Annotated in this window: 19 protein-coding genes and 2 riboswitches; of the genes, 5 read left to right on the forward strand and 14 right to left on the reverse strand. The window is 27.5% G+C overall.

Annotated elements, in window-relative coordinates; genetic code table 11:
* Positions 1 to 127: 127 nt before the first annotated feature.
* Positions 128 to 982, reverse strand: coding sequence for a homocysteine S-methyltransferase family protein (locus AC4FRL_RS03370; protein ID WP_491138730.1), 855 nt, complete (start codon positions 980 to 982; stop codon positions 128 to 130).
* Positions 983 to 1,203: 221 nt separating this feature from the next.
* Here AC4FRL_RS03370 and AC4FRL_RS03375 point away from each other — a divergent pair, with 221 nt between their 5' ends.
* Positions 1,204 to 1,932: a lysophospholipid acyltransferase family protein gene (locus AC4FRL_RS03375; RefSeq protein ID WP_491138732.1), complete on the forward strand. Its 729-nt coding sequence runs from the start codon at positions 1,204 to 1,206 to the stop codon at positions 1,930 to 1,932.
* Positions 1,933 to 1,972: 40 nt separating this feature from the next.
* On the opposite strand, the gene AC4FRL_RS03380 is transcribed toward AC4FRL_RS03375, so the two are convergent.
* Complete coding sequence (locus AC4FRL_RS03380; protein ID WP_491138733.1) at positions 1,973 to 3,358, reverse strand: alanine/glycine:cation symporter family protein; 1,386 nt, start codon at positions 3,356 to 3,358, stop codon at positions 1,973 to 1,975.
* 74 nt (positions 3,359 to 3,432) lie between these two features.
* Positions 3,433 to 3,518, reverse strand: a riboswitch (glycine riboswitch).
* A 2-nt stretch (positions 3,519 to 3,520) separates the two neighbouring features.
* Positions 3,521 to 3,597: riboswitch (glycine riboswitch) on the reverse strand.
* Positions 3,598 to 3,939: 342 nt separating this feature from the next.
* On the opposite strand from AC4FRL_RS03380, the gene AC4FRL_RS03385 reads away from it, so the two are divergent.
* Together AC4FRL_RS03385 and AC4FRL_RS03390 are read left to right on the forward strand one after the other, a co-directional pair.
* Positions 3,940 to 4,692 carry an ECF transporter S component gene (locus AC4FRL_RS03385; RefSeq protein ID WP_491138734.1) on the forward strand — a complete coding sequence of 251 codons (753 nt, stop codon included), beginning with the start codon at positions 3,940 to 3,942 and terminating at the stop codon, positions 4,690 to 4,692.
* A 236-nt stretch (positions 4,693 to 4,928) separates the two neighbouring features.
* Complete coding sequence (locus AC4FRL_RS03390) at positions 4,929 to 5,111, forward strand: alpha/beta-type small acid-soluble spore protein (RefSeq protein ID WP_491138736.1); 183 nt, start codon at positions 4,929 to 4,931, stop codon at positions 5,109 to 5,111.
* A 45-nt stretch (positions 5,112 to 5,156) separates the two neighbouring features.
* Here the strand turns inward: AC4FRL_RS03390 and AC4FRL_RS03395 are convergent, their stop codons facing one another.
* From AC4FRL_RS03395 to clpB, 5 genes are all read right to left on the reverse strand, one after another.
* On the reverse strand, positions 5,157 to 5,597 hold the full coding sequence (locus AC4FRL_RS03395) for a gamma-glutamylcyclotransferase family protein (RefSeq protein WP_491138737.1): 441 nt from the start codon (positions 5,595 to 5,597) through the stop codon (positions 5,157 to 5,159).
* The gene (pcp, locus tag AC4FRL_RS03400) at positions 5,597 to 6,238 is read right to left on the reverse strand and encodes a pyroglutamyl-peptidase I (protein WP_491138738.1); all 642 of its coding nucleotides are present in this window, start codon (positions 6,236 to 6,238) and stop codon (positions 5,597 to 5,599) included. The genes AC4FRL_RS03395 and pcp overlap by 1 nt, the downstream gene beginning before the upstream one ends.
* Before the next feature lie 35 nt (positions 6,239 to 6,273).
* The gene (locus AC4FRL_RS03405) at positions 6,274 to 7,203 is read right to left on the reverse strand and encodes a DUF979 domain-containing protein (protein WP_491138740.1); all 930 of its coding nucleotides are present in this window, start codon (positions 7,201 to 7,203) and stop codon (positions 6,274 to 6,276) included.
* 19 nt (positions 7,204 to 7,222) lie between these two features.
* Positions 7,223 to 7,897: a DUF969 domain-containing protein gene (locus tag AC4FRL_RS03410; protein WP_491138741.1), complete on the reverse strand. Its 675-nt coding sequence runs from the start codon at positions 7,895 to 7,897 to the stop codon at positions 7,223 to 7,225.
* 211 nt (positions 7,898 to 8,108) lie between these two features.
* Entirely contained in the window at positions 8,109 to 10,709 is a 2,601-nt protein-coding gene (clpB, locus tag AC4FRL_RS03415) for an ATP-dependent chaperone ClpB (protein ID WP_491138743.1), read from the reverse strand.
* Between the two features lie 315 nt (positions 10,710 to 11,024).
* Between clpB and AC4FRL_RS03420 the strand changes: the two genes are divergently transcribed.
* On the forward strand, positions 11,025 to 12,566 hold the full coding sequence (locus AC4FRL_RS03420) for a GTP pyrophosphokinase (protein ID WP_491138745.1): 1,542 nt from the start codon (positions 11,025 to 11,027) through the stop codon (positions 12,564 to 12,566).
* Positions 12,567 to 12,625: 59 nt separating this feature from the next.
* Entirely contained in the window at positions 12,626 to 14,056 is a 1,431-nt protein-coding gene (gene cls, locus AC4FRL_RS03425; RefSeq protein WP_491138747.1) for a cardiolipin synthase, read from the forward strand.
* A gap of 29 nt (positions 14,057 to 14,085) precedes the next feature.
* On the opposite strand, the gene AC4FRL_RS03430 is transcribed toward cls, so the two are convergent.
* The 7 genes from AC4FRL_RS03430 to hemA all read right to left on the reverse strand — a co-directional run bounded on the left by AC4FRL_RS03430 (position 14,086) and on the right by hemA (position 22,479).
* The gene (locus AC4FRL_RS03430; RefSeq protein WP_491138749.1) at positions 14,086 to 15,702 is read right to left on the reverse strand and encodes an FAD-binding protein; all 1,617 of its coding nucleotides are present in this window, start codon (positions 15,700 to 15,702) and stop codon (positions 14,086 to 14,088) included.
* Positions 15,703 to 15,873: 171 nt separating this feature from the next.
* Positions 15,874 to 17,151, reverse strand: coding sequence for a glutamate-1-semialdehyde 2,1-aminomutase (gene hemL / locus AC4FRL_RS03435; RefSeq protein WP_491138751.1), 1,278 nt, complete (start codon positions 17,149 to 17,151; stop codon positions 15,874 to 15,876).
* A gap of 43 nt (positions 17,152 to 17,194) precedes the next feature.
* Entirely contained in the window at positions 17,195 to 18,160 is a 966-nt protein-coding gene (hemB, locus tag AC4FRL_RS03440; protein WP_491138752.1) for a porphobilinogen synthase, read from the reverse strand.
* A gap of 56 nt (positions 18,161 to 18,216) precedes the next feature.
* Complete coding sequence (gene cobA, locus AC4FRL_RS03445) at positions 18,217 to 19,695, reverse strand: uroporphyrinogen-III C-methyltransferase (RefSeq protein WP_491138753.1); 1,479 nt, start codon at positions 19,693 to 19,695, stop codon at positions 18,217 to 18,219.
* A gap of 10 nt (positions 19,696 to 19,705) precedes the next feature.
* Positions 19,706 to 20,581, reverse strand: a complete 876-nt coding sequence (hemC, locus tag AC4FRL_RS03450) for a hydroxymethylbilane synthase (RefSeq protein ID WP_491138754.1) — start codon at positions 20,579 to 20,581, stop codon at positions 19,706 to 19,708.
* Between the two features lie 75 nt (positions 20,582 to 20,656).
* Positions 20,657 to 21,313 carry an NAD(P)-dependent oxidoreductase gene (locus tag AC4FRL_RS03455; RefSeq protein ID WP_491138756.1) on the reverse strand — a complete coding sequence of 219 codons (657 nt, stop codon included), beginning with the start codon at positions 21,311 to 21,313 and terminating at the stop codon, positions 20,657 to 20,659.
* Positions 21,277 to 22,479: a glutamyl-tRNA reductase gene (hemA, locus tag AC4FRL_RS03460; RefSeq protein ID WP_491138758.1), complete on the reverse strand. Its 1,203-nt coding sequence runs from the start codon at positions 22,477 to 22,479 to the stop codon at positions 21,277 to 21,279. The genes AC4FRL_RS03455 and hemA overlap by 37 nt, the downstream gene beginning before the upstream one ends.
* Positions 22,480 to 22,633 lie beyond the last annotated feature (154 nt).

Here is a 22,633-nt window from a genome sequence, read left to right on the forward strand (position 1 = left end):
TACTGGACTTTTTATAGATTATTTAATCTTAATCTTAGTTTTTATATACTATAAAAATAATATTTTAATATCTATTTCTTATGTTTTTTAATAATTATCTAGAAAAATAATATTATTTATTAAATTATTAATTCTTATTATTTTCTTTTAATTTAGAAAGAGCCTTTATATAGGCTTTATTAGTTCCACAACACCCTCCTATTATATTAACGCCTTTTTCAATAGCACTTTTAGATAAAGTCTTAAATTCTTCTACATTTAAGTCATAAATCAACTTTCCTTCTACATTCTTTGGCATTCCTAAATTAGCCTTTATATATATAGGAAGCTTAGTAAGCTCCTTAATAATATCTAAAGCCTTTAATATTTCTTCATATGATGTGCAATTTATACCTAAAGCATCTACTCCTAGAGGTTCTAAGGTTGAAACCATTTCCTTTAAAAAGTTATAAATATTCTTTTTATTAGACAAGGTAAAGGAGCATATAATAGCTTTATCTGTTATAGTTTTAGCTTTTTTTAAGGCTAATTCTCCTTCTTTTATACTTCCTAAGGTTTCAAAAATAACTAAATCAAACTTATCTTCTCCAGCTTTAATTATTCTTTCAGTATTTTCATAAACAATATTTTCAAAAGAAGGGGAATTTTCGTCTAAATAGTATGAAATAGCTCCTATATCTAAAGCAACTAAAATATCCTTTTCCTTAACTTTATTCAAAATATTCAGACTAGATTTTATAACCTTTTCTAAGTTATATCCATTTATTTTTTCATTTATAATATTGCACATAAAAGTATTTGAAAGTATTAATTCAGCTCCAGAATTTATATATTCTCTATGTATTTTTTCTATTAATTTAGGGTTTTTTAAATTTAAAATTTCTGAGGAGGTTTCCTTTAAATTACCACCTAACTCAATTAATCTAGTTCCCATAGCGCCATCTGCTATTATTAACCTATCTTTTAAGTTTAAAACCTTCATTTTTTATTCTCCAATCAAAATAAATTTATTAGAAAGATAATAAATTTTATTTTTTAAAACAAAATTATTATCTTATATTATTTATATTTTACATTTAAAAAATAAATAATAAAAACATAATTTTTTTATTATTTTATCTATTAAAAGAAAGTCTATATTTTATATTTTAAAAAAACTGTTATAATATTACTAGTAATAGTAATATTAAAGGAGCGAAATATATGTTTAGATCTATATATTGGTATGGAAAAGGATATGCCTGGACATTAATAAAATCCTTGTCTGACATTAAAAAAATTAATAGGTTAGAAGAAGAAGGCAAGCTTGAAGAAAGAGATGAGTATATATATCAGTGTAGTAGAAAAATAGCTTATACTTTTCTTAAGGCTGCTGGACTTGAAGTTAATGTTGAAGGCTTAGAAAATATTCCTGAGGGGCCAGTTCTTTTTGTTTGTAATCACCAAAGCAATATGGACATACCTGTAATTATGTACTCTATTGATAGACCAAAGGGATTTATAGCAAAAAAAGAACTAGAGAAAATGCCTATATTAAAAGATTGGATTTTACTTTCAAAGGCTATATTCATTGATAGAGAACATCCTAAAAAAGCCATGGCAGGTATTTTACAAGGAATAAAACAATTAAAAGAAGGATACTCTATGGTTGTTTTTCCTGAAGGAACTAGAAGTCAAAGTAGTAAAATGGGAGAATTTAAAGCTGGAAGTTTTAAACTTGCAACTAAACCAAAGGTTCCAATTGTTCCTCTTACAATTGATGGAGCTTATAAAATAATGGAGGGAAATCATTATTTTATAAAACCTGGAAAAGTAAATCTTTATATTCATCCTCCAATTTACACAGATAAACTTACAAAGGAAGAAATTGCAGAACTTCCTGAAAGAGTTGAAAATATAGTTAGAAGTAAACTTCCTAACAAAGGAAGATAAAAAAAACCATGAGTATAAATTTACTCATGGTTTTTTTATATTAATTTAAAACTGTTCCTTCTAAATCTATCTTTTCTTCATTTAATGATTTTTTATTAAAGAAATCCTCAGTTTCCTCTATTACAACCTTTCTTAGTCCTATAATTCCTATAAGATTTGGAATTGCCATTAATCCATTAACAATATCTGCAATTATAAATATTAAAGTTAAAGGTAAAAATGAACCTATACCAACTAAAATTATATATAAAATTCTATATGGCTTTATAGCTTTTATTCCAAATAAATATTCAATACATCTTTCCCCATAATAATTCCAACCTAAAATTGTTGTAAAAGCAAAAAACATAAGTCCTATATTAACTATATATGTTCCTATATTTTTTATAGGAAGACCAATTTCAAAAGCTCTTGTTGTAAGTGCTGCTCCTTCTAAACTTCCACTATAAGCACCAGTTAAAATTATTACAATTCCAGTCATAGTACAAATTAAAATAGTATCAAAAAATGTACCTGTCATGGAAATAAGTCCTTGTTTAACTGGAGATTTAGTCTTAGCAGCAGCTGCTGCTATTGGTGCACTTCCAAGTCCTGCTTCATTAGAGAAAACCCCTCTTGCTATTCCACTTTTCATTACTGTTATTATACTAACTCCAATGGCTCCTCCTATAGCTGCTTTAGGATTAAAAGCACTTTCAATAATTATTGATATTGCCTGTGGAACTTTATTAAAGTTAAAAATTATAACTATTAAAACTCCTAAAACATAAAGTCCTGCCATTAAAGGAACTACTTTCTCTGAAACACTAGATATTCTTTTTATACCACCTAAAATTACTAAAGCAACTAATAAAGTTACAACTATAGCTGTAACAATTGTAGGAATTTTAAAAGTAATACTTGCAGCATCTGTTATAGATTTTACTTGACCAAAAGTTCCTATTCCTAATAAAGCTACACAAATTCCAAAAAAGGCAAAAATATTAGCAAGCCAATTTAAACCAAGTCCATTTTTTATATAATACATTGGTCCTCCTGCCATTTGACCATTTTCATCTACAACTCTATATTTTATAGCAAGTACTCCTTCTGCATATTTAGTTGCCATTCCAAAAAAAGCAGCTACCCACATCCAAAATAAAGCACCAGGTCCTCCTGCTTTTATAGCCGTTGCAACTCCAACTATATTTCCTGTTCCTATAGTTGCTGAAAGAGCTGTACATAAAGCTCCAAAACTTGAAACATCTCCCTCTGCATTAGAAGAAATTTCATCATCTTTTTTAAATACATACTTTAAAGCTAGTGGTAATTTTAATATTTGTAATAATTTTAACCTTATAGTCAGGTATATTCCTGTACCTACAAGTAGCATAAGAAGTGGTACTCCCCATACTAAATTGTCAATTTGATTTAATAAGTTTTCCATAAAAAAATCCTCCTTAAATTTAAATTTGCGGAGGAGAATAAGGATACTTAAAAAATTTAAGTAACTAACCTTATCCTCTGTCCTTTTACCTGAGAGTTTCAGCCAAAAAATTTGACCTTGCTCCTTCGGTGCTCTTTTTTTAAAAGAGTCTCTCCAGAGGCTCGTCCAGTAACGGTCCTAATACCTGAAAGATTTCCCTCTTCGGTGGATATAAAATATCACTCTCCCATTACCTTCATCCGAACATATTGAATTTTAATTTATATTATATAGTTTATCTTTTTAAAAATCAATTGTTACTTTAATTTTTTTATTAAAATAATTTTATATTCGAAAGTTATTCTTTTTCACAAATTGTCAGAAAATTGTTAATTTATCTCTTTAACCTCTTTATATAAGCCATTGTTATTTTTAATCTATCATTAATTTCCATATTTTTTCCTTTTTTTCTTGAATTAATTGAAAATTTAGTGTTAAAATATCAATGTCGGTATTCTTTTAGAAGCTGAACTAATTTTTACGGTTAAAACTTAATAAAACCGAATTATATCCCTTTTGGGAATAAGAACGGAGGAGAGAAAATGAATGCAGTCTATCAAACTAGACGTAGAACAAGAAAACTAGTAGTTGTTGGTATGCTCTCTGGTATATCAATATTTCTAGGATTAACAGGATTAGGATTTATAAACGTTCCACCTGTTAGAGCTACTATTATGCATATTCCTGTTATAATAGGAGCTATTGTTGAAGGACCTATTGTAGGAGGATTAATAGGCTTAGTCTTTGGTTTATTTTCTATGTATCAAGCTTTTATGGCTCCAACGCCAACTAGCTTTATGTTTTGGAATCCAATTATAGCCCTACTTCCTAGAATTCTCATAGGAGTTGTTAGCTACTATGTTTATATTTTTATGATTAGAGGTTCTAAAAAGAATCTAAAACTTACAACAATTGTAAGTTCATTTTTACTAGGAATACTTTTATTCATAAGCTCTTATGCTTTAATTAAATCACCAACTATAGCTGCTATAATTGGTATAGTATTCTTTTTAGGAAGCTTAATTTTAATGTTTAAGTTTAAACATAAAAATAAAGAAGAAGCTTTATCTATAGGGGTTTCAGCTGTTGTTGGAACACTAATAAATACAGTAGGAGTTCTTGGTTTAACATATATATTTTATTTAGAAAGATATGCCGCAGCTTTAGGAATTTCTGAAACTGTAGCAAAAGTAACCTTAGCAGGTATCGGAATAACAAATGGTATTCCAGAAGCTTTTATATCTGCTTTAATTTCAATTCCTGTTGTTTTAGGAGTTAAGAAAATTTTAAGATAAAGAAACATATTTTAGCGTATAGTTTTTAATCTATACGCTAATTTTTATTATTAAAATATCTTTATTTAATTTTAATCTTTTATCTAGGAAAAAAGTAGAACTAAATCTTTTTTACTCCTTTTATGGTTATAAGTTTATAGATTATAATATAAAGAATTTGCACATTATAAGGGTGTAAGGTAAAGAAATTCTTAACCTTAAAAAAATCTTATTAAACTTAAAAGGAGGAATTTAAAATGGCGCAACATTTAGTTCCAGAAGCAAAAAATGGTTTATCAAAATTTAAAAATGAGGTAGCAAATGAAATGGGTGTACCATTCTCAGACTATAATGGAGACCTTAGTTCAAAACAATGCGGTAGTGTTGGTGGAGAAATGGTTAAAAGAATGGTAGAAAAATACGAGCAATCAATGAAATAATAAAATAAAAAAAGAGGTAAGCATATACTTACCTCTTTTTTTTATTTAGGATGCCTTATTAATCATAAAGTTTCTCCAATTTCCATCTTCAATTAAAATGCTATCCTTTTTAAAATCCTCTTCCTTATCTCTGTTATAGTAATAAACATAGCATTTTTCAGGAGAATTCTTTCCTAAAATTTCTACATCCATTTCTACTCTATTATACTCATTATTTTCATTTAAAGGTCCTAAATATCCTTCCATAACATCCATATCTTCTATAGTTTTTTCATAGTCTAATATGGTCATAACTTCTCCATAAACAAATCCATCTCCTTGAACTAAAGCTGGATATCCCTTTTTAGGCATATGATATAAAGTTCCCTTCACTCTTCCTAATTCGCTTTTTATAACCTTACCCTTTAAGTACTTTTCATAGTTGAAAAACCCTGTTCTTAAACTTCCATAAACAAAAATTTTTCTTCTTATCCTAGGTTCTAACATTAGCAAATAGCACCTCCTAAAACCTTAATGTCTTCTTCATTTAAAACTATAGCTTTTATAGCTAGTTCTAATCCTTTTGCTATATCTGAAATAGCCATAGAAGGTGTATTAGGCTTATTTACAACCTGTGATGGAATATATGGAACATGGATAAATCCAGCTCTTATGTTTTTATATTTTTTATCAACTAAATATAAAACACCATACATAACATGATTGCATACAAAAGTTCCTGCAGTATTAGATAAAGAAGCAGGTATTCCATTTTTAATCATCTCTTGAACCATAGCTTTTACTGGTAAATTACTAAAATAAGCCATTTCTCCATCTTCATATATAGGAATATCTATTGGTTGATTTTTTTCATTATCTTCTATTCTAGCATCATCTATATTTATAGCTACTCTCTCTGGAGTTATTCCAAATCTTCCACCAGCTTGTCCTATAGATATAACTACCTCTGGATTTATTTCCTTTATTTTTTCTTCTATTTTTTCTAAAGATTTTCTAAAAACTGTAGGTATTTCTAATTTGTGAATTTCTGCTCCTTCTATTGTATCAGGTAACATTTTTACTGCTTCTAAAGCTGGGTTTACACTTTCTCCTCCAAAAGGATCGAAACCTGTAATTAATATTTTCATTCTTATCAACTCCTTAAATTTTAATTAAATCTAATTTAAAATGCTAAGAAATACATTAAAGCAATATGTACAATTAATAAAATTATAGCAAATAAACTTTGACATTTAATAACTACGTTCTTATCTTTTGTTTCTAATAAAGCAGCTGGCATTACATTAAAGTTTGCTGCCATTGGTGTAAGTAATGTTCCACAATATCCTGCTGTTAAAGCTAAAGCTCCTGCTATAGCTACATTAGCTCCTTGAGCAAATACAAATGGTAATCCTATACCAACAGTTATTACTGAAAAAGCTGCAAAAGCATTACCCATTATCATAGTAAATACTGCCATACCTACACAATAAGCTGTAACTCCAGCTAATATATGTCCCTCTGGAATAAAGTTTGATATACCAGAAGATATAACATCACCAACTCCAGCTGCTGTAAATACTGTTCCTAAAGCTGCTAAAAGCTGTGGTAATATACTAGTAGAACCTACTGATTGTACCATTCTATTACTATCTTCTACTAAATTTTTAGGTTTAGCTTTTAAAACTAAGAAACTAGTTATTACAGCTGCAACTGAAGCTATTCCTATAGCAACAGTTCCTGATAAACTTGTAAATTGTGCAATTAATAAAGAACCTAAAGCTATTACAATAGATGGTAAGAAAATTTTATTCTTTAATTTCTTAGCTTCATTTTCTGCAAACTTTACATTAGGCATTTTTAAGTTTCCTATATTAACCTTTTTACTTGCTGTTAATACTCCTATAACTAAAAGTAAAGCACCTACTAAAACAGGTGGCATAACTCCTCCTGCTATAAAGATAATTGATAATATAGTCCAAAATATTGCAGTACCTATTCTTGTTTTATGATTTTTGTCTTTTAAAGTGTAAATTGCTGTATTTAACATTAAAAGACCAACTAATATATAAAAGAATTCTAACAGGGCATTAGAAATCATCTCCATATTCATTTTAGTATCACCTCTTTATTTATACTTCATCTTTTTTAGATAAGTTTTTTCTTAATTTCTTATCTAAAATTCTATTTTGTAAAACTCCTAAAATAAGGGCTATTACAGCAATTGGTACAGATGCCTTTGCTATTTCTAAAGTAGTAACCCCATATCCTAATTCTTGTAAAGTTCCTGCTATTAGTAAAACACCAGAACTTGCTAAGAATACATTTTGTCCAAAGAAGTTTCCATAGTTATCCATAGCTGCTGCAGTACCTTTTATTAAGTCTTCGCTTTTTTCATCTACTTTACCATACTTGCTAACAGCTGCTCCTTGAGCCATTGGATTTATAAGAGGTCTTATAAATTGAGCTTGTCCACTTAATCTTAAAGAAACGGCAGAACCTACTTCTCTAATAAATAAGTAACAACTTAAAAGTTTTCCTGTTGACATGTTTTTCATATTTTTAATTAAAGTTATTGCTCTTTCTTTTAATCCAAATCTTTCACACATTCCTATAACAGGTAAAGTTAACATAAACAAAGTCATATGTCTTTGACTTACAAAAGTAGAACCTAATTTATCTAATATTTCAACAAAACTCATATCTGCAACTAAACCTGTAGCTAATCCTGCCACTAAAACAACTGCTATAGTGTCAAATTTAAGTGCAAAACCTATTATTACGATTACTATTCCTATAAGTGCCAATTTCATCTCTCCTTTTTGGTTTTTTTCTTTTAATTTTTACTTCCGTTTTTTTTAAATATTATAACCATATTTTTTTCAATTTTCTACAATATTTTATTTAAATTTTGTAAATTTTAAGGCATTTTTTTATTAATTCGTTCTTTATTATCATTTTATTAAAAATAAATTAAAAAAGTAGTATCTAGTTAGATACTACTTTTTTCAAATTATTTTATTTTCTAGAAACTATAATCTTTCCATCTACTCCATTTATTAAAGCAACTGAACCATCATAAATTTCTCCTGCAATTATCTTCTTAGCTATTTCAGTTTCTAAGACATTGCTTATATATCTCTTTAATGGTCTAGCTCCATATACAGGATCATAGCCTTCTTCAGCTAATATTTCTTTAGCACTATCAGTTACTTCAAGAGTTATATTTCTTTCTCTTAATCTGTTTTCAACATCTCTTAAGAAGATATCAATAATCTTCTTAATTCCTTCACTACTTAAAGGTCTAAACATTATGATGTCATCTACTCTGTTTAAGAATTCTGGCTTGAATCTTAATTTCATTTCATTCATAACATTTTCTCTAATATCTTCTTCTATACCCTCATTAGATTTGTTTTCTAATAAGTATCCACTACCAATATTAGAAGTCATTATTATTATAGTATTTTTAAAGTCAACAGTTTTACCTTTGTTATCTGTTAATCTACCATCATCTAGTATTTGAAGGAATAAGTTAAATACATCATCATGAGCTTTTTCTATTTCATCAAATAATATTACTGAGTATGGATTTCTTCTAACAGCTTCTGTTAATTGTCCACCTTCTTCATATCCTACATATCCTGGAGGAGGTCCTATTAGTCTAGATACTGCATGTTTTTCCATATATTCAGACATATCTATTCTTACTATATTATCTTCGCTATCAAATAAGTTTCTAGCTAAAGTTTTAGCAAGTTCTGTTTTACCAACTCCTGTAGGTCCTAAGAATATAAATGAACCTATTGGTTTTCTTTCATCTTTAAGACCTGCTCTAGCTCTTATTACAGCATTTGCAACTGCAGTTGTAGCTTCATCTTGTCCTATTACTCTTTCTCTTAATTCTTCTTCTAATCTTAAAAGTTTTTCTCTTTCACTTTCAACTAATTTTGTAACAGGAATTCCAGTCCATTTTGAAATTATTTCTGAAATTTCATTTTCAGTAACTTCTTCTTTTAATAAAGCATTCTCATTATCTTTTTCCATGCTTTCTTCTTGTGCTTTTATTTTGCTTTCAAGCTCTGGAATTTTTCCATATTTAAGCTCTGCAACTTTATTTAAATCGTACTCTCTTTCATATTTCTCAACTAATCCTCTAGCTTCATCTAATTCAGCTTTTAAATCTCTAATTGCTGAAATATGAGATTTTTCTTTTTCATACTTAATTGTCATCTCATCATTTTTATCTTGAAGCTCTGCAAGTTCTTTTTCTAAAGAAACTAATCTTTCCTTAGATGCTTCATCATTTTCCTTTGATAAAGCTTCTTTTTCAGTTTCAAGCATTAAGATTTTTCTTCTTATAATATCTAATTCAGTTGGAAGAGAATCTATTTCACTTCTTATCATAGCACCAGCTTCATCTATTAAATCTATAGCTTTATCTGGTAAATATCTATCTTGAATGTATCTATGTGAAAGTTTTGCAGCAGCTACTATTGCTGAATCATGAATTCTAATTCCATGATGAATTTCAAATCTTTCTTTTAATCCTCTTAAAATTGATATAGTTTCTTCAACTGTTGGTTCTTCAACTATTACAGGTTGGAATCTTCTCTCTAAAGCTTTATCTTTTTCTATATATTGTCTATATTCATCAAAAGTTGTAGCACCTATACAATGAAGCTCTCCTCTTGCAAGCATAGGTTTTATTAAGTTTCCAGCATCCATTGCTCCATCAGTTTTACCAGCACCTACTATTGTGTGAATTTCATCTATGAATAAGATTATTTTTCCTTCTGAGCTTTGAACTTCTTTTAAAACAGCTTTTAATCTTTCTTCAAATTCACCTCTATACTTAGCACCAGCTATTAATGCACCCATGTCTAATGAGATAATTACCTTATCTTTTAATCCTTCAGGAACATCTCCTCTTACAATTCTTTCTGCTAATCCTTCAACTATAGCTGTTTTACCAACACCTGGCTCACCTATTAAGATAGGATTGTTTTTTGTCTTTCTTGAAAGAATTCTAACTGCCCTTCTTATTTCTTCATCTCTTCCTATTACAGGATCTAATTTATGTTGTTTTACAAGTTCTATTAAGTTAGTTCCATATTTATCTAAAGCTTCATAAGTTCCTTCAGGGTCTTGTGAGTCAACTCTTTGACTACCTCTAACCTCACTTAAAACCTTTAAGAAAGCATCTTTAGTTATATTATTCTTTCTTAAAATTTCTCCTATAACACCATTTTTATCTATTTCCATAATTGCAAGCATTACATGTTCAACACTTATGTATGAATCTTCAAATTGCTTTGAAATTTCTTCTGCTTTTATTAAAACTTCATTTATTCTTCTTGTAGCAGTAACTCCTGAAGATTGTGCTGCTTCCCCTAATACCTTAGGCATCCTGTCTATTTGAACATGAATATCTCTCTTTAATGAATCTATATTAACACCCATTTTTTCAAATATATTAGGAATTAAGCCATCTTTTTGATTTACTAAGGCTGAAAATAAGTGAATTACGTCTAATTGTTGATTATTATATTTAACTGCTATTTCATAAGCATCGTTTAAGCTTTGTTGTACTCTTAATGTCATTTTATCTGCATTCATTTTATCACCTCAATATTCTCTTTTTTCTATCTTCTGTTACTATAATACTATAAAAGTCAAAGAAAGTCAAAGTCTATTTTTCACTTTCATAATTTATTAATCTAAAGGTAAAATTACTTACAATTTATTATAAAAAAAAGTTTTAAGTAATAATTATTTAATTATAAGGATATTTCATTAAGAATTTATTCATTTTTGTAAGTTCTTCTATATATTTATTATTTAAAATTACTCTATTGTTATACTTTCTATATGTTGGTATTATTAAAATATAATAAGTTTGTTAAAAAATAAATAAAGGAGGGTGTCTTAAATTTGGAGTTAAAAGTTTTTGATTTTACAAAAAGCACTTTAGAATTACTTAAGGATATGAAAAAAGATTTAGCCTATAGTGCAAATTTATTAGATGATTTTTTCTATTCTCTGCTTGAAAATTCCTGTGATGGTTTTTTTAACATATCAACTAGAGTAAAATCAGCCTCTAGTTTAAAGGAAAAAATCATAAGGCATAATTATTACATAAAATTTAAATCCCCTAAGGATTTATTTAAAAATCTTTCTGACTTAATAGGGGTTAGAATAGAATGTAGATTTATAGAAGATGAGGAGCATATTTTTAAATTTTTAAAGACTATTTTTAATTGTACAGGAGAAAAAGGTTTTTCTTATTCCGCTCAAAATCCTAATATTTTTTTAGACCTTAGAGAGAAACAACCTCTAAAACAAAAAAATGGTTTTGAACTTTACAGAATAGATGGTTTTATTTTAAATGAAGGAGAAAAGTATAATTTTGAACTTCAAATAAAATCAATGGTAAATAATTTTTGGGGTGAAATAGAACATAAGATAATTTATAAAAATTATAATATGATTTTAGGAGATAAGTTTTATAAAAATATATTAAACTCTATAAAAAATAATCTTTGTTTAATAGATAATCAACTTTTAACAATTTTTAATCATGTAAATACTCATATGGATAGTTCTAATAATGTTGGCTTAAAAAAAGAAGGAATAGAAATGTTATTATCTAAAATGATTTACGATATTTATTCTTCTAAGGTTAAAAATGATTTAGGTATTTCTATAGATTTTAGAAACGCCTGTGATATAATAATAGATTATATTTTTACAAAAAATAACTGTAACACCTCACAGGAATATTATAATACCTTTGTAAATACTTCTGTTAGGTTAAATGAAGTTTTTAAAGATTCAATTTCTTTTAAAAATAAATTATCTATAGGGGCAAGTTCCCTTAACTTTGATTCTACTTTTTCAAATTCTATAGGAAAAAAATTAGCCCATGCAATGAATTATGATTTTCATTGGAACTTATTTTTTAAAATACTTTTCCAAATAGAACCTGGTAATAATAGAGAGGATTTTTATTCCTTTATAAGATATTTAGAAACTATATTTTCAAATAGAGATTCCTACTTAAATCTTTATTTAAACTTTTCTTCTGAAGAAGTTTCAAAAATAAAAGAAGATATTTTATCCTCTTTAAATAAAGCCTTCTTAAAAATAGACTCAATTAAGTTTATCTATAGAGACAAGCTTTCAGAAATTTTTAATCATATAGATAACTTTGTTAAATTCTTATGTAATTATATGAATAACTACAAGGAATACGAAGATTATAGTTACCTTTATAAAGAGTACTTATATCTTACTCTTTTAAGCATCTTTAATATGAATTTACAAAAGGTATCCTTAAGGGAATTTGCAAGTGAATTAAAAAACAGTAAAAGCAAGCTTAGAATAAGCTATAAAGGAATAAAACTTTTAGCTTCAACTAAAGAAAGTTCTACTATAAATATAAACGAACTTTTAGAACAAATTTATGTAAGATAATTTATTACTTTATAAGATTATTTAATCTTGTAAAGACTTAACACAAAGGAGGAAGATTTATGCACTTATTTTTAACAACGATTTTTATAATTAACATTATTTTTATTATTTCTATTATTTTTATTGAAAGAAGAAACCCTGAAACTACTTGGGCTTGGATATTAATCTTAACCTTCTTACCTATAATAGGCTTTGTAATTTACATCTTATTTGGACAAAATATAACTAAAGAGAAAAACTTTAAAAGAAAAATATCAGATGATAAAACAAAACAAAAATATCTAAATTCCTTTAAGGCTCATTATAAATTAGATGATATTTCTCAAAAATATAAAGACTTAATAAAAATGAACTTTAATAATGATAATTCAACATATACTCAAAGAAATGATATAGAATTATTTTTTGATGCTAAACCTTTATTTAAGGATATGTTAGATGCAATAAATAATGCTGAAAAATTTATTCATATGGAATTTTACATTTTTAAAAGTGATGATATAGGAAAGAAATTTTTAAATGCCTTAGTTAAAAAAGCTAAAGAAGGAGTTGAAGTAAAATTACTTGTAGATTCTATAGGAAACTCTATTCATAAAAAAGATATAAATAAATTAAAAGAAGCTGGTGTAGAATTTAAAGTATTTTTCCCTGGACTTTTTAAATATATAAATCTTAGAATAAATTATAGAAATCATAGAAAAATACTTATTGTAGATAGTAAAGTTGCTTTTTTAGGTGGATTTAACATAGGAGATGAATATCTTGGAAAGGATAAAAATATTGGTAATTGGCGTGATACTCACACTAAAATAAAAGGTCTTGCAATTAATGATTTAGAAGGAAGATTTCTTTTAGATTGGAGTTATGCAAATAATTCCTCCTTAGACTTAGATTTAAAAAAATATTTTATAGACCCTCACAGTAAAGATCTACCTAAAAAAATAATTGGCTCTCAAATAGTTTCTTCTGGTCCTGACCATGTTGAACAACAAATAAAAAATGGATACTTTAAAATAATAAACTCAGCTAAGAAAAATTTATTTATACAAACTCCATATTTTGTCTTAGATGAACCTATGCTAGAAGCTTTAAGACTTTGTGCTTTATCTGGTGTTGATGTAAAAATAATGTTACCTGGTAATCCCGACCATAAATTTATGGCTTGGATTGCAAACTCTTATTTTGAAGCTTTATTAAAAGCAGGTGCACATATATATTTATATGAAAAAGGCTTCCTTCATGCTAAAACTATAGTAGCCGATTCCTCTATTTGTAGTATAGGAACAGCTAATATGGATATCAGAAGTTTTTCTCTAAACTTTGAAAGCAATATCTTTATATATAACGAACATATTTCAAAAAATATGGAAAGTCAATTTTCTAAAGATTTAGAAGTATGTAAAGAGGTTACCTTAGAAGGTTTTGAAAAAAGGTCTATAATATCAAAAATAGGAGAATCTGTTATAAGATTAGTAGCTCCTTTAATGTAAAAAATACAGTGCTTTTCGCACTGTATTTTTTATTCCTTAAAAGAAGCATAAATATTTTTATCCATTTTTACAGTTATCATCTTTTCCATAGATTTCTCCATATTCTCATAATCCTTTCTATAATGAGAACCTCTGCTCTCTTTTCTAAGAGAAATAGCTTTTAATATTGCTTCACATAATATAAGATTGTTCTTAAGCCTATAAGAGTCTATTAAATCTCCTTTTCCTGCTCTTAAATCAATTTCCTTTTTTATTTCTTCTATTTTATAAAAAGCTTTTTCAAGTCCTTCTTCACTTTTTTCTATCATAGCATTTTTAAACATAATATCTTGAATAATTAAAATAAGTTCTTTAGCCCCTTCAATTTCATAATAATCAAAATTAGTTTCTTCTTTTTTGCTAGGCTTGTTATTTTTCAAATATTCTCTAGCACTTTCCCCTGCTATTTTTCCAAAAACTATACCATTTGCTGTAGATAATCCTCCTATCCTATCAGCACCATGCATTCCTCCTGTACATTCTCCTGCAGCAAATAATCCTTTTACTGAAGTTTCTGCTTTTTTATTTATTTTAATTCCTCCATTAGAAGCATGAAAAAATATTCCTATATTTATTTCATCTTCCATAGTTAAGTGTTTATTTTCCTTTAACCAATTAAAATAAACCTTAATAAATTCTGGCATATTCTCTTTTAAACTCTCTTTATACCTTATCCTAATACCCTCTTTATTTTTAAGAAATTCCTTAAAAATTCTATAATCTATATCCTTTGAAATTAATCTTGAAGTAAAAGGACCATAAGTTGACCTTAATTCTAATTTTTCTTTTAAATTATCAACTCCCTTAAATATATCTTTTCCATCCTTATCTCTAGCTTCTATATATTTAAAAGTTTTTTCATTAAATATAGTTTTAGGACAAGGCTTTATATATCCTGGCATCATTTGCATAAATTCTAAATTTACTAACTCACATCCAACCTTTAAAGCTAAGGCTTGTCCTTCGCCTCTTATATCTTCAGTATTTAATCTATATTTAAAAAGCCCTCCAAAGCCACCTGAAGCAATTATAAGTGCCTTACACTTTATAAACTCTATTTCCTTATTAGAATTTATAATTATTACTCCTAAAATTTTATCTTCATCCTTAACTATATCTATAACCTCTGCAAAAGGATATTGAAAAACCTTATTATCTTCTAACTTATTTTGTAAAACCTCTTTTAAGTTATTAAACAAAAGTCCATTCCAATTTCTATTCTTATGGTCAAAACAGGGTATAAATTCTTTTTCCTTTGAATTTATAGCTTCCTTTAGTTTAACACCCATATCCTTTAAATAATTTATACTGCTATTTATATTTTTAACAAAAGTTTCTACTAATTCATCATCTAAAACATAAGAGCCAACCCTTTTAATAGTCTCTATTAAATCCTTTTCATCCTCTTCATTTTCAGGTCCTATAAGCCCTAATCCCCATGTTCCAGGATAAAAACTAGACCCTGAAAATATATTTGAACTACTTGAAAGTATAACTTTTGCTCCTTCCTTTGAAGCCTCAATAGCTGCTATAATTCCAGCAATTCCAGCTCCCATTACAAATACATCACATTCTTTGCTTTTTTTTAATTTTACCTTTTCTCTCATAAATACCCCACTTAAATAAACTAATTAATTATAAAATTAAGACTGATTTAAAGGTAAAACATATTATTAAAAACTTATAAATATTAGCCTTAATTAAAACTTTTATATAAATTAAATTTATCTTTAATATGTATACCTAAAATCAGTCCTTATTTTGAACTTTCTTAAATTTTATCCTTCAAAACTACTAAAAGCTTCTAAGAATTTATCTATATGTTCCTCTGTATGCGCTACACTTAAAAACATTGCTTCAAATTGTGATGGTGGTATATTAAATCCTTTATTTAACATATGTAAGAAATATCTTTTAAATCTTTCTCCATCACAAGTTTTTACATCTTCATAACAATTAACTTCTTTTAAATCAGTAAAGAATAAAGTCATCATTCCACCTTGTCTATTAATAGTAAGACCAATTCCTTTTTCTCTAGCTATATCTAAAACTCCCTTTTCAAGTTTAGCACCTATTTTTTCAATATGGTCATAATAAGATGGATTTTCATAAAGTTTTTTTACAGTAGCAATTCCTGCACTCATAACTATTGGATTTCCTGACATTGTTCCTGCTTGATAAACCCCACCTAAAGGAGATAAATTTTCCATTATTTCTCTTCTTCCACCATATGCTCCAGAAGGTAGTCCACCACCCATTATTTTAGCATAGGTAACTAAATCTGGCTTTACGTCAAATAAACTTTGAGCGCCTTTATAAGCTACTCTAAAGCCACACATAACCTCATCAAATATAAGAAGTGCTCCATATTCATCGCATAATTCTCTAAGCTTTCTCATAAAGTTAGGATTACACTTAACAACTCCCATATTTCCTGCAACTGGTTCTATTATTATAGCAGCAATATCCTTTCCATATTTTTTAAATAAATCTTCAACTTGTTTTTCATCATTATATATTCCTATTAAAGTATTTTTTATACTTTCTTCAGGAACCCCAAGACATCCAGGAATTCCTTCTGTTAACACACCTGAACCAGCTTCTATTAAAAACCCATCAAAATGTCCATGATAACACCCTGCAAATTTAATGATTTTATCTTTTTTTGTGTAACCTCTTGCTAGTTTTACAGCACTCATTGTTGCTTCTGTCCCTGAGTTTACCATTCTTATCATATCAACATTGTCTAATGTTTCACATAAAAGCTTAGCTAAATCTAACTCTAACTTTGTTGAAGCACCAAAGGCTATACTTTCTTCTGAAGTTTTCTTTATAGCTTCTACTACATCTTCATCACAATGACCTAATATCATAGGTCCCCAAGCTAAAACAAAGTCAATATACTCATTTCCATTTTCATCTTTTATAATAGCTCCCTTACCGCTTTTTATAACTGGAGGATTTATTCCAACACTTCCAAAAGACCTTACAGGACTATTAACTCCACCTGGCATATATTTTTTTGATTCTTCAAAAATTTCTTTATTTTTATCCATATTAATTCTCCTAACTATAAAATTGTTAAGTAAATAAGTTTAATTACTCTTTTAACCACTTAGCAGCTTCAATAGCATAATATGTTATTATCATATCTGCTCCTGCTCTTTTCATTGATAAAAGCATTTCTAAAGCCACTTGCTTTTCATTTATAAGTCCAAGTTTAGCCGCAGCTTTAACCATAGCAAACTCTCCACTTACATTATAAACACAAAGAGGTACATTAACCTTTTCTCTAACTTCCTTAACTATATCTAAGTAAGATAAAGCTGGCTTAACCATAACAATATCTGCACCTTCTTCTATATCTTGTTCTACTTCTTTTATAGCTTCTCTTGAATTTGCAGGATCCATTTGATAAGTTTTTCTATCTCCAAATTGAGGAGCTGAGTTAGCAGCTTCTCTAAAAGGTCCATAAAAAGCAGAGCAATATTTTGCAGAGTAACTCATTATTCCAACATTAACAAAACCAGCTTCATCTAAAGCTTTTCTCATAGATAAAATTCTTCCATCCATCATATCTGAAGGAGCTACCATATGTGCTCCTGCCTTTGCATGAGAAACTGCTATTTTATCTAAGAAACTTAAGGTTTTATCATTATTTACATCTTTACCTTCAATTATTCCACAATGTCCATGGCTAGTATATTCACACATACAAACATCAGTTATAATTAATAAATTTTCATAATCTTTTCTTAACTTTCTAATAGCTTTTTGAACTATTCCTTCCTCTGAATAAGCTTCAGAACCACAAGCATCTTTATACTCTGGAATACCAAAAATAATTACTCCTTTTATATCTAAAGATACAACCTCATCAACAATCTCATTTAATCTATCTAAAGATACATGATAATTTCCTGGTAAAGAACTTATTTCATTCTTTATATTATTACCCTCAACTACAAATATAGGAAATATAAAATCATTAGCTGTTAAAATATTTTCTCTAACAAGATCTCTCATTTCCTTGTTTATTCTAAGTCTTCTTCCTCTTTTTATCATAATATTTCCTCCTAATTTGTTTGTAAAATATCTATAGATTTAATTTTACCACAAATTTATTTTTTAACCTCTTGCCATATTTCCTTAATTTCACTTAAAAATCCATCTCCACAATGTATTTTGCACATTTTACCGTCAATTCCACTTTCATTTAAAGCTTTTAAAGTTATAGGCCCTATAGCTATACTTACTTTTTCCTTAAGATTTTCAAGTCCTATTATATCAATCATATTTTTAACTGTTGAAGGGCTTGTATATAATACCATATCAACTTCATTAAAAGCTCTTGGGTTTTTAGCTTCTCCACAAAGAGTATCGTAAATATTAACTCTTTCACAAACTGTTCCTAAAGAAGTTAATTTATCAAATAAATATTCCCTACTTAAAGAAGAACATGGAATTAGTATATTTTCTCCACCTTTTAAACTATCCTTTAAAGAATCAAAAAGCCCTTCTGCTGTAAAAGAATGAGCTGTTACACTTGGCATAAGACCTCTAGATACTAAAGCTTTCTCAGTTGCTTTTCCTAAAACAGCAAATTTAGCTGTTATTTTTCTTACATCAAATTTATTTTTTATTAAATAATCAAAAAAAACATTAACAGCATTTACTGATGTAAAAATTATATAATCATATTTTCCTATTTTTTCAATATATTCATCTAAATTACTTGAAGTTTCCTTTATTTCTATAGAATTTATTTCTGTAACCTCAGCACCTAATTCTTTTAACTTCCACTTAATATCCTTAGCTTGTTCTTTAGACCTTGTTAAGCAGATATTAGCACCAAATAAAGGTAACTTTTCATACCAAGAAAGCTTTTCATTTAAAGAAACAACCTCTCCAACAACTATTATACAAGGTGATTCTAGCTTAGCTTCTCTAACCTTTTTACATATATCTTCTAAATTCCCAATAACCTTTCTTTGCTTTGATGTTGTTCCTCTCATTACTACTGCACAAGGAGTTTCTATATCTTTTCCATTTTCTAATAACTTTTCTACAATAGTTTCTAGATTAGAAAGTCCCATCATAAAAACTAAAGTTCCATTTTCCTTTGAAAGAGCTTCCCAATTCACATTTAAAGTTCTAGCAGACATACCTGTTACAATATGAAAACTTTGAGCTAAACCTCTATGAGTTATTGGTATTCCTGCATAATTTAAAACTGAAATAGGTGAAGTAACACCAGGAATTACTTCAAAGGGTATATTCTCTTTATCTAAAGCTAATACTTCCTCTCCCCCTCTACCAAAAACATATGGGTCCCCCCCTTTTACTCTTCCTACAATATGACCTTTTTTAGCAAGAGCCACTATGCTTTCGTTTATTTCTTCTTGTGTTTTATAATGACATCCTGGTTCTTTTCCACAATAATAAATTTCACAATCATCATTTAAGTAATTAAGTATATTATTTCCAACTAATCTATCATATAAAACTGCTGTACATTTTTTTAGTGCATTTATTGCTTTAAGTGTAAGTAATTCTTCATCTCCAGGACCTGCACCTATTATATATGCTTTTTTACTCATGATTCTCCTCCTATACTTCACCTAATATTTTTTCTGCAAGTTTTTTTCCTAATAATATATTATCTTCTTTATTTCCTAATATATCTTTTTTAACTATTTTATTATTTACAGTAAATGTACCTATCATGTATAAATCATTTCCTTTAACTTCTGAATAAGCACCTATAAGACTATGACATCCACCATTTAAAACCTTCATAAAGCTTCTTTCCGCTTCAACAGTAACTCTAACTTCCTTATTATCTAAAGCTTTGAAATAGTCATTAAATTCGCCCTCTTTTAAACATTCAATTCCTAAAGCTCCTTGACCTATAGCTGGTAAAAATATCTTAGGGTCAAAATAATCACTTATTATATCCTCCATGCCAAGTCTTTTTAATCCTGCCGCTGCTAAAATTATTCCATCTAAGTTATCCTCAGTTATTTTTTTAATTCTAGTTTGTACATTTCCTCTAATTGGCACAATTTCTAAATCACTTCTAAATAATTTTAATTGTTCTGCACGCCTTATACTGCTAGTACCAATTCTAGCTCCCTTTCTTAAATTACTTAAAGTTGAACCATTTAAAGATACAAAAGCATCTCTTATATCTTCTCTCTCTGGCATTGCAACAAGTTTAAAATCCTTAGGAAGTTCAAAAGGTACATCCTTCATGCTATGAACAGCACCATGTGCTTCTTTATTTAAAAGTGCTAATTCTATTTCCTTTACAAAAAGACCCTTACCACCTATTTTATTTAAAGAAACATCTAGTCTTCTATCACCCTCTGTCATTACTAAAAGTTTCTTACTATCTATATTCTCTTTATCTTTTAAAAGTTCCATAACTTTTTCAGTTTGAACCTGTGCTAACTTACTTTTTCTAGTTGCTATTATTAATTCCATTAATCTAAACCTCGCATTTTGATTATTTTTCATAGAATATCTTTTAAAATATTAGCTTTTAAATTTAAATAACCTTTAATCTAAGGTTAAAAATTTAGCTATTTCTTCTCCTAAAAGATTTTTTAAATATTCATATTCTTTTTCTTCTAAAAAATATTTTTTAAATTCTTTACTTGAAATTATATCTATAATATCACTTTTATTTTCTAACTTTTTAGCCTTTTCTCTTATTTTAGCTACTTTAATTGAATATAAATCATTTTCCTTTACTATTTTACTTACCTCTTCTCCTATAGCTCTAGTTATCTTAGGAGAACATAATTTACTACTTATGCTAAAGCCTAAATTTTCATAACATCTACTATAAGGAATAGCTACCAAACCCTCTTTATAATTAGATGCATTTAAGTATAATTTATATTCTTCATTACAATCATTGCTTATTTCTCTTACTAAAGAAGGGTTGTCTACAGCTATTATTATAAGATGTGCTTTTTTTATAAAGCCTTTGTAATAACTTCCCTTTTCTAACTTTAAATTTTCACTTTTAATATCTAAAATTTCCTTTGAAAAATCCTTAGATAAAATATGTACATAACAACCCTTTTCTAATAAGCCCTTAACCTTTATAGTAGAGGCCTTACCTCCACCTATTACTTTAACATGAAATTTGCTCCCTATAACATTTATAGGTACTAAGTTAAAAATATCTTCTCTATTATTTTTAAACAAGAATTATCACTTCCTTTTAAAGCTTCACTTTTTAAAAGTTCTATTGCTCTATTTACATAAGCATCTGCTGTACTTTTTATCATTTTTTCTGCTAACTTTAAATTTTCTCCATTTCCTTTATTAGAAAAAGTTTTTATTCTCTCACTACAAATTTCATTTTCTTTTATTTTAATTCCTCTTATTTTATTTGAAACTTCTCTTATTTTAAGCCAGTTTAAAAATTCATCTATACTATCTTTTACTATGTACTTATAACTTTCCATTCTATCTTTTCTTATTTGTTTATTTTTATCATCAATTTTACTTATTTCATCTATATCCTTAAGAATTACCCTTTTATTATCAGCTAATTCTTTATCAACATCTCTAGGTACTGCTAAATCATATATGTATATTTTCTCTCCTAATTCTTCTATATCCTCAACTCTAACTACAGTATGAGGTGCAGAAGTACAAGAAACTATACAATCTACCTCATTTATAACTTGATTTTTCTCATTAAAATCTAAAACTTCCACTATTGTATCCTTTAAATTTTCTGCCTTACTTTTATTTCGTAAAACTAAATAAATACATTCTATATTGTGACTTAAAAGATGTTTTATTGCTAATTTTCCTATTTCTCCATAACCTAAAACCATAAACTTTTTACATCCTTTTAAAAGAGCACTATTTATTGAAATAGATACTGATGAAACTGGAACTTCAAACATTTTGCACTCTGTTTTGAATTTTTTTCCGCAAGAAATAGCTATTTCAAACATTTTCTGTAACTCTGAAGAAATACTTTTATCTAAAATAGCTGTTTTATATGCATCCTTAATTTGTCCTAAAATTTGATCTTCTCCTAAAATTCTTGAATGAAAACCACAAATTACTTCCATAAGATGAGTTACCGCTCTTTTTCCCTCTGATAAAAACATATATTCTTTTAAATTTTCATTCCAATTAAACACCTTAAAAATATTTTCAAAAATTTCATTTTCCGATAAATTTTCTTCACAACTAAAATATATTTCTGTTCTATTACAAGTATTTAATATTACAACTTCTTTAAAAGAAACCAATAATTTTTCCACATATTTTTTATGCTTCTTAGGGTATAAGGCTAATTTTTCTCTAATTTCTATATCTACATTTCTTTTAACCCCTATAACTCCTATCATGAACTGCCTCCTAAATTTTTATATCATCTGTTAAAATTTTATTAAAACACTCTATTTTATAATATCATAAAAATTATATATGCCCAATGAAATAATTATATTACTTATATTAAAATTTTATATTTATTATATAATATATTAGTTATGCAATAAA

The organism is Clostridium sp. TJA032, from assembly GCF_058310275.1.